Below are 14,239 nucleotides of genomic sequence, written 5' to 3'. Positions count from 1 at the left end.
TCCCTCACGCGGTCAGTTCCCGGGCCGGGTTGCCTCCCCACCGCGCCCCGGCCGGGATCTCCTCGCCCTTCATCACGAAGGAGTCGGGCGCGATCTCGACCGCGTCGCCGAGGGTCACGCCGTAGTGGACGAAGGCACCCACGCCCAGGGTCACCCCCGCGCCGATCGCGATGTGGTCGGACTTGAACGCGCCGTCCTCCTGCGAGTGGCACTGGATGATGCTGCCGAAGTTCAGCGTGCAGTCGTCCCCGATGGTGGTGAGGCTGCGCTCGAGGACGGCGCCGCCGTCGTCGAACACCCGGGCGCCGACCTTGGTGCCGACCATCCGCATGACCAGGTTCTTGTACGGCGTCCCCGCCAGCATCCGGTCGAGCGGCGGCACCATGAGCTTCCAGTAGCGCTCGTGCCGCCAGAACCGCACGTCGTAGATCGAGCACGACCGCGGGCGCAGCCGCCTGAACCCGGTGCCCGCCCGCTCCCAGAACGCGAACCACAGGATCGTGAACAGCACGCTCGCCACGGACTGCACGGCGAACGCCGCCGGGCCGAAGTCGTGGTAGTGGTCCAGGGACAGCAGGGCGAGCAGCAGCAGCCCGAGGACGTGCCCCCAGCGGACGAACAGGAACAGGGCCATCGTGCGCAGGTTGTGGCCGTTCTTGCGGCGCAGCCGGCGCCGGCGGTCCCGGACGTCGATCTCCAGGACCCGGTCGCGCTGCACGGTCCGCGGGATCTCGAAGGCGGGCGAGCCGAGCAGGCCCACACCCTCCCGGACCGGTCCGTCGATCGGGACGGCGACCTTGGTGGCCAGCAGGCAGTCGTCGCCGGTGCGGCCGCCGATCGGGTAGGCGATGTTGTTGCCGAGGAAGTTGTTCCCGCCGATGGCGACGCGCGAGGTCCGGAACGAGGTGTTGGAGAAGTCCGCGTTGACCACCGACAGGCCGTCGGCGACGACCGTGCCGGTGCCGACCGAGGTCAGGAACGGCGTCTCGTGGGCCAGGTTCGAGCCGAAGTTCGAGCCGGTCTGCTCCACCTTCCCCAGGTCGTAGCCGAGCAGGTAGAGGTAGCTCACGATGTAGGAGCTGTCGCCGAACAGGTAGACGAACAGCCGCACGTTCGTGAGCCGGGTGATCGTGCGGTGCAGCGAGTACCGCCACCCGTGCACCGGGTACACGCGGTCCGGCCGGACGAACGGTGCCAGGAGCCGCGGGACCGTGAACACCACCAGCAGCCCCAGGAGCAGGCCGCCGACGAACAGCAGGACCGACTCGACGAGGGCGTTGAGGTAGAAGCCTGCGGTCATGTGCCCCGCCGCGCCGGGCTCGAGCAGCTCCCGGAACCGCGGCACCTCGGTGAGCAGCATGAACAGCCCGCCGAAGCCGAGCGGGAGGGTGATCCCGAACAGCTTGGCCAGCTGGCTGGTCACGTAGCCGACCTTGCGCAGCGGCCGCACCCGGGCCGGGGGCACCGCGCGGAAGTCGGTGTCGGTCGGCTCGGCCGGTGAGCCGTGCCAGCTCTGCCCGGCCGGGACGGCCTGGCCGCGGTGCAGCGCGGAGGCGTGGCCGAGCTGGGCGCCGTCGCCCATCGCGGTGTCGATGTCGAGCACGCTCTTCTCGCCGACGACGACGTCCCGGCCCAGCGTGACCCGCCCGGTCTGGATGCGGCCGGCGTGGGCGCGGTAGCCGAGCAGCAGCGCGTCCTTGCGGATCACCGTGCCCGAGCCGATGGTCAGCAGGTCGGTCGCGACGGGCAGGTTCTTGGTGAGCACGACGACGTCCTTGCCGACCTTGGCTCCCAGCGCTCGCAGGTACAGGGTGTAGAGCGGCGACCCCACCATGATCAGGACCAGCGGGTTGGCCCGGGTCAGGACGCGGACCAGCCAGAACCGGAAGTAGCGCAGGCTCCAGACCGGTATCTCGCCCTCCTTCCAGCGCCCGATCAGCAGCCACTTCGCCGCCACGGGCAGCAGGCACATCACCACGAACGCGGAGCTGCCGGCGACGACCGAGCGCACGTAGATGTCCAGCAGCCCGCTGCTCGCCAGGATCCAGACGTAGGCGCGGTCCAGCACGTAGCCGAGCCCGGTCGAGTACGCCAGGAAGGCCAGCAGCTGCAGGAGCCCGGTGAGCAGGTAGCCCGCCGTGCTGTGCCGCACGGGGGCGACCGGCGCCGCCGGCACGACCTCGGTGGGCCTCGGCGCGGCCGCGGCGGCCATGCCCGCGATGGTGGGGTTGGCGTAGACGTCGCGGATCGAGATCGACGGCAGGTCCTCGCACCGGCGCAGCCGCGCGCAGAACCGGGTCATCACCATGGAGTCGGCGCCCAGGTCGTCGAACACGTTGCGGTCGACCGGGACGTGGTCCACGGCCAGCACCTCGGCCAGGACCTGCGCCAGCCCGCGGACGACGGCGTCGCCGTCGGCGGGCGCCGGAGCGACCGCGGGCACCGATCCGGCGAACGCCGCGGCGAGCCCGGCCATCGTCGGGTGGGCGTAGACGTCCTTGATCGAGACCGACGGCAGGTCGTCGCGCCGGCGCAACCGGGCGCAGAACCGCGTCATCACCATCGAGTCCGCGCCGAGGTCGTCGAACACGTCGAGGTCCACCGGCACGTGCTCCGCGGCCAGGACCTCGGCCAGCACGCCGGCGAGGGCCGCCGCGAGGCCGGCGGTCGACGGGGCGGCCGACGGGGTGGTCGACGGGGCGGCGGCGGGTGCCGGGGCCGGCTCGACGACGGGCGCCGGGGTCGGCTCGGCCACCGGGACCGGGGCCAGGATCTGGTCCAGCGTCAGGATCTCGGGCGCGGGCGCGGGCGCGGGCGCGGGTGCCGGTGACGGCGCAGGCGGGGCCGCGGGACCCAGGATCTGGTCCAGCGTCAGGATCTCGGGCGCCGGTGACGGCGCAGGCGGGGCCGCAGGACCCAGGATCTGGTCCAGCGTCAGGACCTCGGGTGCGGGTGCGGGTGACGGGGCCGGCGGGGCTTCGGGACGCAGGATCTGGTCCAGCGTGAGGATCCCCGGAGGCTCCTCCGAGCGGGGATCCCCCGGCGCCGGCCCGTCGTCCGCGGGCCGGAGTCCCTCGATCTGCTCCTGCAGCCGGGCGTTCTCGGCCCGCAGCCGGGCGATCTCCGCGTCGTCCGGCGCGGGCAGGGCCGGCAGGGCGGCCCGGTCCACCCGGCCGTCCGGGGTCAGGGGGAGGGCGTCGAGCCGGGCGAGGCGCGCGGGGACGTGGCTCGGGGCCAGCCTCTCGCGCAACCCGGCCCGGAGGGCCTGCTCGTCCGGGGCGGGGCCGTCGGACCGGCGGGTGTAGTACCCGATCAGCTCGACGACGTCCGGCGCCGGGCGGTGCGCGACCGCCACCGCCGACGCGACGCCGGGGGCCGTCAGCATCGCCGACTCGATCGCGGTGAGGTCGATGTGCTCGCCGGCCACGCTCACCTGCAGCGCGATGCGGCCGCGGTACTCGATCTCGCCGGTGGCGTCGACCCGGCCGAGGTCGCCGGTGCGGTAGATCCGGCCGGAGGGGTTGCCGGGGATGCCGAGGAAGTCGTCGACGAACGCGTCGCCCGAGTCGACGTAGCCGCACGCGAGCCCGAGCCCGGCGACCCCGATCTCGCCGGTGCGCCCGTGCGGCAGGGCCAGGGGGAAGTCCGGGTCGAGCACGACGGTCGCGTACGTCGGCAGCGGCACGCCCACGGTGGCCGGGCGGTCCGGCCGGGCCTCGGCCCATGCCGCGCTCACGCTCGCGCCGGCCGGGACGTACGCCGTGAGCATCCGGCGGCCGGGGCGGTGCCACCGGGCGACCAGGCCGGGCGGGCAGGGCTCGCCGGACACCAGCAGGAACCGCAGGCGGGGCAGGTCCTGCTCGAGCGTGGAGAGCACCGCGGGGGTGGTGCAGAGGGCGGTGACGCGGCGTTCGGCGAGCTCGGCGTGCAGCGCCGGGCCGCGCAGCGGGGGGCCGTCGGGCGCGGGCACCAGCGTGGCGCCGGCCGCCCACGCCATCCAGACCTCCTCGATGCCGCCGCCGGAGAACAGCGCGCGGCCCTGGTGGAGGCGGTGGCCGCGGATGCCGAAGGTCTCCGAGGCGATGCGGACCGCGTTGCAGATGCCGCGGTGGTCGATCGCGACGCCCTCGGACCAGCCCGAGGCGTCGGCGACGTGCACGATGTACGCGGGCCGGTCGGCGGGCCCGCCGCGTTCGGCGGGCTGCAGCCGCTGCGGGCTCATCTCCGCGATCAGCGCGGCGGCGTCGTCGACGGCGAGCACCTGGGCGGCGGTGCGCAGCTCGTCCGCACCGCCCACGCGCCCGCGCAGGTGCGAGCGGCTCAGGACGATCCGCGCGGAGGTGTCCGCGACGACGAACGCGAGCCGGTCGGCCGGCGCGTCGGGGTCCAGCGGCACGCACGTGGCACCGATCTTGAGCACCGCGAGGAGCGCGACGTAGGCCTCGACGCGGTCGTCGAACAACAGGGCGACCCGGTCGCCGGCCCCGGCGCCGTGCAGCCGCAGGTAGCGGGCGAGCCGGTTGGCGCGGGCGTCGAGCTCGTCGTAGGTCAGCGACACCCCGCGGGCGTCGACGGCGAGCTGGCCGGCGCGGCCGTACTCGCGGATCCAGTCGCACCGCTCCTCGAAGACGGAGTCGAGGCGCTCGTGACGGCGCACCCGCCAGCCCTGTGCCTCGTGCCGGTCGACGACGACCAGTTCCGAGAGCGGCACGTCCGGCCGGCCGGGGGCCGGTGGCCCGTGGTCGCCCGACTGCGTGATCGACATGGGTCCCCCACTGCTCCGCCTCGCGGGCCGCGTCGGGCGGCCCGTCGGGTCCACCGAGGGTCTCGGGGCGGCCGGACCCGGACAATGGGGACACACACCGGTCCGTCCGGAGCAGACCCCCGTCCCGGCGGGGGCTGTCCCCCGCCCGCGCGAGGTCAGGCGATCGGAGGAGCGGGGCGGGTCAGTGCGGAGCCTCGGCCGAGGGCGCCTGCCGCCCGACCGTCCCCGCGATCCCGACGACGGCGAGCACGGCGGCCAGCGCCCCCAGACCGGCGGCGATGGACGCGGCCGCGGCGACCGCCCCGACGAGCAGGGGCCCGCCGGCGTCGCCCAGCTCGCGCCCCACCTCGGCCGAGCCCATGGTCTGGCCGAGGCGCTCGGGCGGGGAGGACGCGGCCAGCGAGGCGAACGCGACCGGGGTCGCGACGCCGACCCCGAGCCCGAGGACGACGGCCGACGCCACCAGCGCACCGATGCCCGGGATAGTCGCCGCCAGGACGAAGCCGCCGACCATCAGCGCGAATCCGGCCGCCAGCGCCGTCCGCGCGCTCAGCCTCCCGCGGTCGTGGGCTCGGCCGGCGCGCGGCTGGACCAGCGTGGAGGAGAGCGCGAGGCAGGCCACCACGGCACCGGTCACGATCGGGCTCAAGCCGGCCGCGGTGCCCAGCGCCGGCAGGAACCCGACGGCGGTCGCCAGGGCCGCCGTCGTGCCGGCCAGCGCCGCGGTCGGGCGGAGGAACTCCGGCGCCCCGAGCCGGCGGGCGAGGTCGGCCACCGTCTGCCGCTGCCGCGGCAGCGGCGGCAGCGCGGGGACGGCCACGGCCACCCACACCGTCACGACGGCGGCGACCGCCGCGAGGAGGACGAAGAGCGCCGTGAACCCGGAGAACGTGATCACCACCCCGCCGAGCAGCGGACCCGCCGTGTAGCCGAGGCCCTTCCACGCGCCGTAGGACCCGAAGACGCGCCCCTGGCGCCCGCCGGAGCCCAGCCGCCCGACCATCGCCCCGGCCGCCGGCGAGAAGGCCGACGCGGCGGCCCCCTGGCCGAGCCGCGCCAGCGTCAGCGCCACGGCGGAGCCCGGCCCGGACGACACGCCCGCGACCAGCGCGATCAGCGCGTAGCCCACGGAGACCACGGCGAACGCGGCCAGGCCGCCCAGCAGCACGCGCCGCGGGCCCCACCGGTCGGCGAGCGAGCCGAACACCGGCTTGAGCAGGACCTCCGCGCCGTCGTACACGGCGAGGACCAGGCCGAGGGTGAGCACGGACAGCTGACCGGACCCGGTCTCGGCCCCGGCCCCCGTGGCCACGGCGTGGGAGCCGAACGCAGTGACGAACCCCGCGGCGTACAGCGGGAGGAGCACGGCCCGGCGTGGCGGGGCGGCCGGCGCCGGTGCGTCGGCGGCCGGACCGCTCGCGGCCGTGGTCTCCCGGCGGTCGCCGGGCTGGGCGGGGGTGTCGGCCATGCGCGACGGCGTTCCCTTCCTGCGTCGGCCCACACGGGCGGCGCGCCGCGGAGCGGGGACGACCGTACTGGCCCAGGCCCCGGCGCGGGAGACCGCTCACCCGCCGTCGAGGTCCGTGAGCGGCAGGAAGAGCGTCATGACCGGAGGGCTCTCCCGCGAGACGACCACCCGGCCGCCCTGGTCCTCGGCCAGCCGGGTGGCGAGCGGGAGGCCGATGCCGGTGCCCGTGCCGTGGCCGTCGGCCGGCGCGCCGGGGCCGGCCGGGCGGCCGCGCCCGGCCCGGCCGTCCGCGAAGCCGGGCCCCTCGTCGCCGACGTCGACCGCCACGGCGTCGCCGACCTGCCGGAGCCCGACCCGGACGGCGCCCTCCCCGTGCCGGAGGGCGTTGTCCAGCAGCACCGCGAGGACCTGCTCGACGGCGGTGCGGGAGCCCACGACCGCGGGCGTACCGTCCGCCTCCCCGGCCCCGTCCAGGTCGAGCTCGAGGCTCCGTCCCTCCGCGACCAGCCGGGGTCGGTAGGTCTCGGCGACCTCGTCGAGCACGACGTGCAGGTCGAGCGGGCCCCGCCGGTCGCCGCCGCGGGCGCGCGCCAGGGCCAGCAGCTCCTCGACCGTTCGGGTCAGCCGCTCGGTCTCCGCCACCGCGGCGTCGAGGGCCGGGCCGACGTCGGTGCCGGGTCGCGCGAGGGCGTTCGCCCGGGCGTTCTCGAGACGTAGCCGCAACGCCGCCAGCGGGGTACGGAGCTGGTGCGACGCCTCCGCGGAGAAGGCCCGCTCCCGGGCGAGGAGGTCGTCGAGCCGGGCGGCCGTGGTGGCGAAGGCGCCGCCGAGGGCGTCGACCTCGGCGAGCCCGGCCCGCTGCGGCCGCACGCTGAAGTCGCCCTCGCCCAGCCGGCCGGCCAGGACGGCGAGGTCCTCCAGCGGCTGCGCGAGCCGTCGGGCCTGCCGCCGCGCGATCACCCACGCCGCGGCCAGGACGAGCAGGGCCAGGCCGAGCATCCCCAGCCAGATCGGGACGAGCGCGCCGTAGACCGCGGACACCGGCCGCGCGGCGCGGACCGCCCCGACGATCTCGTGCTCGCCCGTCACCGGGACGGTCGCGACGAGTTCGCCGCCGGTCTCCGCGACCTGCGGGCCGGTGCCGGCGAGCACGGCCCTGACGTGCTCGTCGCCGGTCGGGGCGCCGTCACCGGCCGCGAGCAGGCCGTCGTCGTCGAACACCCCGAGCGTCGTCCCCGGCGTCCCCGGGCCGGGCAGCCCCGCGAGGACCTTGTCGTGGGCGAGGTCGGTGAGCACCGCCGCGGCCGTGAGGTCCGCGAGCCGCTGCAGCGCGACGCCCTCGTCCGCCACGGCGTAGCGGGCGAGCCCGAAGCCGAGCGGGACCCCGAAGAGCGCCACGGTGATCGCCGCGATCGCCACCGAGAGCGAGACGATCCGGGTGCGGACGCGCGCGGTCCCTCCCACCGTCACCCCCCAGCTCCACGAGGTGTCCCCGTCGTCGGCGTCGCGGAGGGGTGCAGGCTAGGACGTCGGCGGCTCCAGGCGGTAGCCGTGCCCGCGCAACGTGCGGATGCGCGGCAGCCGGGTCCCCGCCGGGAACCCGGACAGCCGCCTGCGCAGGGCGGCGACGTGCACGTCGAGGGTCTTGGTGGAGCCGCCCCAGTGGTCGTCCCACACGTCGGCCATCAGGGTGCTCCGGCTGAGCGCGGTCCCCGGGGCGCGCGCCAGCCGTTCCAGCAGGTCGAACTCCTTGGCCCGCAGCACCACCTCGCGCCCGGCCACCACCACGCGACGCTCCCGCAGGTCGAGCTCGAGGTCCCCCAGCCGGACCGGGTCGCCGGGCATCCCGGTCCGCACCCGGCGCAGGTGGGCGCGGACCCGGGCCAGGAGCTCCTCGCGCCGGACGGGCTTGGTCAGGTAGTCGTCCGCGCCGGCGTCGAGCCCGACGACGACGTCCATCTCCGCGCCCCGGGCGGTCAGGATGACGACCACGGCGTCCGTCCGCAGCGCCCGCAGCGACCGGCAGACCCGGATCCCGTCCACGTCCGGCAGGCCCAGGTCGAGCAGGACGAGGTCGAACGGCTCGCCCGCGCCGGCGTGGTCGAGCGCGGTGCGGCCCGTCCGGGCCCACACCACCTCGTGCCCGTGCTGCGCGAGGCTCTCGACCAGCCCCTCCCCCAGCCCCCGGTCGTCCTCGACCAGCAGGATGCGTGCCCCCACCGGGCCATCATCCCCGGTGACGGCCGGATCACCGGCGAATTGTGTGACCGGGCTGAGACGCGGGTTAGGCGACGGCAAAATCTCGCCGATCCGGGCCCGCGGGCCTTGCCCGCGCCCCGCGCTCGTCGTACACACGGATCAGGTGGAAGGTTCCCCCCGTCCACCTGACGGGCCGGGAGCCGCCCCCTCGGAAATGCGGCCCCGGCCCCCGCCACGTCGGGTGTCCGGTCGCCGGCCCCGCTCAGCCGACCGGTGTGGTCGGCTGGAGCACCGCCTCGACCAGCGCCTCCGTCCGCAGGTGGGTGCCCTTCTGGTACTCGGGGTCGCGCACCATCTCGCAGAACGCGCGGCGGCTGGGGTAGTGCACGAGCAGCACCGCGTCCCAGTCCTGGCCCGGCTCGGCGACGACGGGGGCGTGACCGTGGCCGAAGTAGACGACCTCGGCGCCGAAGCGGGCCGACGTGGCGCGGAAGTGGGCGACGTACTCGTCGTAACGCGCGCGCCCACCTTCGGCGAACCTCAGGAGGTTGAGCATGGTAACGGGCTGGTCGGGCGCCTCCGCGAGGAAGGCCTTCATGTCCGCACCCGTGGGATCGACTGCCATGGGGCCAGTGTGGCCCGCCGTGCACGTGGTACCGAGGGAGCGACCCGCCGAGCACGGCGGGGCGAGTTGCGTAGGCTGCGGGAGGCACCGGACGCCAGCAGGAGGGACACCATGTCGGAGCACGACCGGTACGGCGAGCTGGGGCCGCCCGCCCCGGTGGTCGTCGAGTTCGTCGCGCTCGCCGACAAGCTGCTCGACGCCCCGACCGTGCAGGACGTGCTGGACCGCATCGCCGAGGCGACGCTGCGCGTCGTGAGCGGCGCCGACCTCGTCAGCGTCTCGCTCCGGGCGCAGGACGGCACGATCGGCACCCCGGCCACGACCGACCCGATCGGGGTCCGCCTCGACGAGCTGCAGAACGAGTTCGACGAGGGCCCGTGCCTGGACGCGAGCCGCGTCCCCGGGATGGGGATCGCACTGTCGCCGGACCTCCGGGCCGGCCAGGAGTTCCCGAAGTGGGGCCCGGCGGCCGCCGAGCTCGGGATCGAGAGCGTCCTGGCGATCGGCCTGTTCCCCGCCCAGGACCCGCCCCGGATGGGGTCGCTCAACATCTACTCGCGCCGCCGCGGCGGGCTCGACCAGGCCGACCGGGACGCCGCGCTGGTCCTGGCCGCGCACGCCTCCACCGCGGTCGCGGGCTCCCTGGCCACGAACCGCGCCGAGCTGCAGGTCACCCACCTGGCCGAGGCCGTCCGCAGCCGGGACGTGATCGGGCAGGCCAAGGGGATCCTCATGGAGCGCCGCGGGGTCGACGCCGAGGAGGCGTTCCGGATCCTGCGGTCGGCCTCTCAGTCGCTCAACGTCAAGCTCGCCCGCGTCGCCGAGACCCTCACCCAGCGCCGCGGCGACCTCTGACCGTCGCCGTCCGCGACCCGGCACTCACCCCGGCGGGGCGAGGCGCGCCGGGTGTCGCCGCACGCATCGTGGACGCCCGGCGCCGCAGCGCCGGCGTCGAGGGGAGAGCGACGGATGGCACGACCCTCGGGCGGCCCCGGCCACCCGTACCTGCGCCCGGTCGCCGACGACGGCGACCGGGCGAGTGTCCTGATCGCCGTCCTGTGCGCGGACGTGCGGGAGGCCGCGCAGACCGGCCTGATCAGCCGGGCCGAGTCCGACGAGCTGCTCGCGCGGCTCGCGACCGTGGTGGACCAGGCCGTCGGCCGCTGAACCGGACGGGCGCGCGCCGCCCTCACCACCCTCCTCACCGCCACGAAGGGGCGACCCGGTAGACCGCACCGGCCTCGTCGTCGGTGACGTACACGGCGCCGTCCGGGCCGGCGACGGCGGCGACCGGGCGGCCCCACCGGGAGCCGTCGGTGCCCTGGAAGCCACCGACCAGGGTCTGCTGCGGCCCGAGCCCGCCGTCGCGCCAGGGGAAGAACGACACCTCGGGCGCGCGCGGCGGCGAGGCGTTCCAGGACCCGTGCACCCCGACCAGGGCGCCGCGGGCGAAGTCGCCGGGCAGCCCACCGTCGACGAAGGCCAGCCCGAGCGGCGCCGAGTGTCCGGGCAGGGCCTGCTCGACCGGCGGCAGCGCGGCACAGTCGAGCGCGGCGCCGTCCGGGTTGGTCTCCACATCCCGGGTGAACGGGACGTCCGTGAGGTCCTGGGCGCTGCCCGCCACGCCCGGCTCGACGTCGGCATCGGGGTTGCAGTACGGCCAACCGAGGTTGCGCCCGGGGGTGAGTCGGGCCAGGGCCTCCGCGGGGTGATTCCGCACGTACTCCTCGATGACCTCCCCGCGCGCGGACCCCGAGGTCTCGCCGTACGGCCGGTCGAAGGGGTACGGGATGTCGTCCCGGTTGTTCACCGCGGTCCATACGGACCCGTCGGGCGCGATGGCCAGCCCGGTCCCGTTGCGGACGCCCACGGCGAACGGCTCGGGCGCGCCACCGCCGGGCGGCACCCTCAGGATCGACGCCCGTGGCGGGTCCGCCGTGAGGTCGTCGGCCGAGATGTTGCCGGTCGAGCCGACCGACACGTACACGGCCCCGTCCGGACCGACGGTCACGCTCTTGAGCGCGTGCGCGTACCGGCCCCGCAGGTCGGGGCTCTTCGCGTCCGGCAGCCCGGTGACGACCGGCCGGGGCGCCCCGGCGCGGCCGTCGGCGTAGGGGTACGCGTCGACCCGGTCGCTCTGCGCCACGTACAGCGTCGCCCCGGCGAACGTCATCCCGTGCGGCTGGTTCAGGCCGCGCAGCAGCTCCGTCCCGGTCGCCGTGCCCCGCCCGTCGGGCGCCAGCCGCACGATCCGGCCCTCCTCGGGCACCGAGACCAGCAGCGCGCCGTCCGGCGCCCACACCGCCAGCCGCGCCGACGGGACGCGGGCGAACACCGACACCGACCAGCCCGGGGGCACCAGCGCCTCCCGGGGTGCGTCCAGCGGCGCGGCGCCCAGACCCGCCGGCACGGTCAGGCCGGCGGGCACCAGACCGGCCGGCACCGCGGCCGTCGGAGCGCCGGCGGACGCGGCCGCCGGGGTCAGGGTTCCCGTCGGCGCGCCGGACCCGCCGGAGCACGCCGCCAGCAGGACCGCCGCGACCAGCAGGTACACCCAGCGGGACCACCGCATCGACAGTCCTTCCACGAACCCTTCCACCGGCCCTTCCACGGACGGGGAACCGGACCTATCGTCGCGGGCCGGGCGTCGGGTGGGCGTAACGCCGCCCGGGCGCGGTCCGAGGTCGGCTCACGGGCCCGCGCGAGGGCGGGGGCGAGGGCGGGGGGACGCGCGTGGAGGACGTGGTCGGTCGCGGCACGGTCGTGGAGGTCCCGGTGGACGACCGCGGCCTGACCGCCGCGGAGGTCGCCGAGCGGGTCGCCGCCGGCCGGACCAACGCGGTCGACGACCGGACCAGCCGCAGCGTCGGCCAGATCGTCCGGGCGAACGTCGTCACGCCGTTCAACGGGCTGCTGTTCGCGCTCTTCCTCGTGATCGCCGCCACCGGGCGCTGGCAGAACGGCCTGTTCGGGCTGGTGATCGTGGCCAACACCGCGATCGGCGTGGTCCAGGAGGTGCGCGCCAAGCGCACGCTCGACCGGCTCGCCGTGCTCAACGCGCCGCACGCGCGCGTGGTCCGGGACGGCGAGGTCGCCGAGATCGAGGTGGCGGACGTCGTCGCCGACGAGCTGATCGAGCTGCGCTCCGGCGACCAGGTCACCGCCGACGGCACGGTCACGGCGTCGGGCGGGCTGGAGGTCGACGAGTCGCTGCTGACCGGCGAGTCCGACCCGATCGCGAAGGTCCCCGGCGACCAGGTCCGGTCCGGGTCGATCGTGGTCGCCGGGCAGGGCCGGTTCCGGGCCACCGCCGTCGGCCCCGAGGCCTACGCCAGCCGCCTCACCGCCGAGGCGAAGAAGTTCACGCGGACCCCGAGCGAGCTGGTCTCCGGCACGAACACCCTGCTGCGGTGGATCTCGCTGATGATGCTCGTCGTCGCGCCGCTGCTCGTGTGGAGCCAGTTCCGCACGAGCGACGCGGACACGTGGCAGGACGCCGTGACCGGGACCGTCGCCGCGCTGGTCGGCATGGTCCCCGAGGGCCTGGTGCTGCTGACCAGCCTCGCGTTCATGCTCGCCGCGGTGACCCTCGCCCGGAAGCGGACCCTCGTGCAGGAGCTGCCGGCGGTGGAGGTGCTGGCCCGCGTCGACGTCGTGTGCCTCGACAAGACCGGGACCCTCACGCACGGCGACATCGTGTTCGACCGGCTCGTGCTCCCGGCCGGGGCGGACCCGTTGGCCGAGGCCGAGGTCCGCGAGGCGCTCGCCCTGGGTTGCGCGGAGCCGGGCACCAACGCCACCGCGGCGGCCCTCGCCACGGTGTTCAGTGCGACCTCGTGGACGGCGACGGGCAGCGTTCCCTTCTCGTCGGACCGCAAGTGGTCCGCCGTGACCGCCGGCGACCACGGCACCTGGGTGCTGGGGGCGCCCGAGATGGTCCTCCCGGAGCCCGGCGACCCCGACTCCGCCGACCTGCTGGCGATCGCCGGGAAGACCGCCGAGGAGGGGCGGCGCGTGCTCGTCCTCGCGCACGCCGAGGCGGCGCCGGACGGGCACCTGCTCCCGGCGCCGCTGGCGGCGCGGGCGCTCGTGGTCCTCGCCGAGCGGATCCGCGACGACGCCGCCGACACCCTGCGCTTCTTCACCGAGCAGGGCGTGTCCCTGCGGGTGATCTCCGGCGACAACCCGCGCACCGTCGGCGCGGTGGCCACCGCGGTCGGCCTCCCGGGAATCACCGCCGCGGCCGACGCCGTCGACGCCCGGACCCTGCCCGAGGACCCCGACGCGCTCGCCGACGTCCTCGAGGACAACGCCGTGTACGGCCGGGTCACGCCGCAGCAGAAGCGGGCGATCGTCGGTGCGCTGCAACGCCGCGGCCACGTCGTCGCGATGACCGGCGACGGGGTCAACGACGCCATGGCGCTCAAGGACGCCGACATCGGCGTCGCGATGGGCAACGGCGCGGCCGCCACGCGCGCGGTCGCGCAGCTCGTGCTGCTCGACGGCCGGTTCGCGCACCTGCCCTCGGTCGTCGCCGAGGGCAGGCGGGTGATGGCGAACATCGAGCGCGCGGCGAACCTGTTCCTGGTCAAGAACGTCTACTCGCTGCTCATGGCGCTGGTCGTCATCGCGACCACGGCCGCCTACCCGCTCGCGCCCATCCAGCTCACGCTGATCTCGGCCGTCACCATCGGCATCCCGGGCTTCGTCCTCGCGCTCGCGCCCAACCGGCGGCGCTACGTGCCGGGCTTCCTGCACCGCGTGCTGTGGTCGGCGGTCCCGGTCGGGGTGGTGATCGGGACGGCCGCCTACTCGGGCGACCGCACGATCCGCTGGCTCGAGCCCGCGGGCGGGCTGGTGGCGGGGCAGACCGTGGCGACCGTGACGGTGCTGGTCTCCTCGCTGTGGGCGCTCACCCTGTTCGCCCGGCCCTTCACCCGCTGGAAGGTCGGGCTGGTCGGCGGGCTCGTCCTGGTCGTCGTGGTGATCCTGGCGGTGCCGGCCCTGTCGCACACGGTGTTCCTGATGGACGTCACGTGGCTGCGCGTGGGCGTCGGGGTGGGGCTGGGCGTCGTGGCGGGCCTGCTCATCGAGCTCGTCGGGCGGTACGTGCGGGCCCGCTCGGCCGCCGTCGAGCTCCCGGCGCCGACGCCGTCGTCGACACCGGCGTGACGGCCCCGGC

The 14,239-nt window shown here is 75.9% G+C and carries 9 protein-coding genes; 3 read left to right on the top strand and 6 right to left on the bottom strand.

Features of this window, described 5'->3' with window-relative positions; all coding sequences use genetic code 11:
* Window positions 1-4 precede the first annotated feature (4 nt).
* From ABD990_RS04245 to ABD990_RS04225, 5 genes are all read right to left on the bottom strand, one after another.
* A complete protein-coding gene (locus ABD990_RS04245) occupies window positions 5-4,765 on the bottom strand; it encodes a Pls/PosA family non-ribosomal peptide synthetase (RefSeq protein ID WP_345378449.1) in 4,761 nt (1,586 codons plus the stop codon).
* A 181-nt stretch (window positions 4,766-4,946) separates the two neighbouring features.
* Window positions 4,947-6,233, bottom strand: a complete 1,287-nt coding sequence (locus ABD990_RS04240) for an MFS transporter (RefSeq protein ID WP_345378448.1) — start codon at window positions 6,231-6,233, stop codon at window positions 4,947-4,949.
* A 96-nt stretch (window positions 6,234-6,329) separates the two neighbouring features.
* Window positions 6,330-7,703, bottom strand: coding sequence for a sensor histidine kinase (locus ABD990_RS04235; protein WP_345378447.1), 1,374 nt, complete (start codon window positions 7,701-7,703; stop codon window positions 6,330-6,332).
* 51 nt (window positions 7,704-7,754) lie between these two features.
* A complete protein-coding gene (locus tag ABD990_RS04230; protein ID WP_345378445.1) occupies window positions 7,755-8,453 on the bottom strand; it encodes a response regulator transcription factor in 699 nt (232 codons plus the stop codon).
* A 241-nt stretch (window positions 8,454-8,694) separates the two neighbouring features.
* Window positions 8,695-9,057, bottom strand: coding sequence for a DUF1330 domain-containing protein (locus ABD990_RS04225; protein ID WP_345378444.1), 363 nt, complete (start codon window positions 9,055-9,057; stop codon window positions 8,695-8,697).
* A 111-nt stretch (window positions 9,058-9,168) separates the two neighbouring features.
* Here ABD990_RS04225 and ABD990_RS04220 point away from each other — a divergent pair, with 111 nt between their 5' ends.
* Window positions 9,169-9,912: a GAF and ANTAR domain-containing protein gene (locus tag ABD990_RS04220; RefSeq protein WP_345378442.1), complete on the top strand. Its 744-nt coding sequence runs from the start codon at window positions 9,169-9,171 to the stop codon at window positions 9,910-9,912.
* Between the two features lie 114 nt (window positions 9,913-10,026).
* Window positions 10,027-10,224 (top strand): hypothetical protein, encoded by a 198-nt coding sequence (locus ABD990_RS04215; protein ID WP_345378441.1) that lies wholly within the window; start codon window positions 10,027-10,029, stop codon window positions 10,222-10,224.
* Between the two features lie 34 nt (window positions 10,225-10,258).
* Here ABD990_RS04215 and ABD990_RS04210 read toward each other — a convergent pair whose 3' ends face one another.
* A complete protein-coding gene (locus ABD990_RS04210) occupies window positions 10,259-11,629 on the bottom strand; it encodes a PQQ-dependent sugar dehydrogenase (RefSeq protein WP_345378440.1) in 1,371 nt (456 codons plus the stop codon).
* 161 nt (window positions 11,630-11,790) lie between these two features.
* Here ABD990_RS04210 and ABD990_RS04205 point away from each other — a divergent pair, with 161 nt between their 5' ends.
* Window positions 11,791-14,229, top strand: a complete 2,439-nt coding sequence (locus tag ABD990_RS04205; protein ID WP_345378439.1) for an HAD-IC family P-type ATPase — start codon at window positions 11,791-11,793, stop codon at window positions 14,227-14,229.
* Window positions 14,230-14,239: the final 10 nt, after the last annotated feature.

Source organism: Pseudonocardia yuanmonensis (genome assembly GCF_039542425.1).
In the GTDB taxonomy this organism is placed as follows: domain Bacteria; phylum Actinomycetota; class Actinomycetes; order Mycobacteriales; family Pseudonocardiaceae; genus Pseudonocardia; species Pseudonocardia yuanmonensis.
This window is presented reverse-complemented; position numbering and strand designations above follow the sequence as displayed.

Bases quoted from the DNA above. Each gene is read 5' to 3' on its own strand.
- ABD990_RS04245 (WP_345378449.1), bottom strand. From the start codon at position 4,765: ATGTCGATCACGCAGTCGGGCGACCACGGGCCACCGGCCCCCGGCCGG.
- ABD990_RS04240 (WP_345378448.1), bottom strand. From the start codon at position 6,233: ATGGCCGACACCCCCGCCCAGCCCGGCGACCGCCGGGAGACCACGGCC.
- ABD990_RS04225 (WP_345378444.1), bottom strand. From the start codon at position 9,057: ATGGCAGTCGATCCCACGGGTGCGGACATGAAGGCCTTCCTCGCGGAG.
- ABD990_RS04220 (WP_345378442.1), top strand. From the start codon at position 9,169: ATGTCGGAGCACGACCGGTACGGCGAGCTGGGGCCGCCCGCCCCGGTG.
- ABD990_RS04215 (WP_345378441.1), top strand. From the start codon at position 10,027: ATGGCACGACCCTCGGGCGGCCCCGGCCACCCGTACCTGCGCCCGGTC.
- ABD990_RS04210 (WP_345378440.1), bottom strand. From the start codon at position 11,629: ATGCGGTGGTCCCGCTGGGTGTACCTGCTGGTCGCGGCGGTCCTGCTG.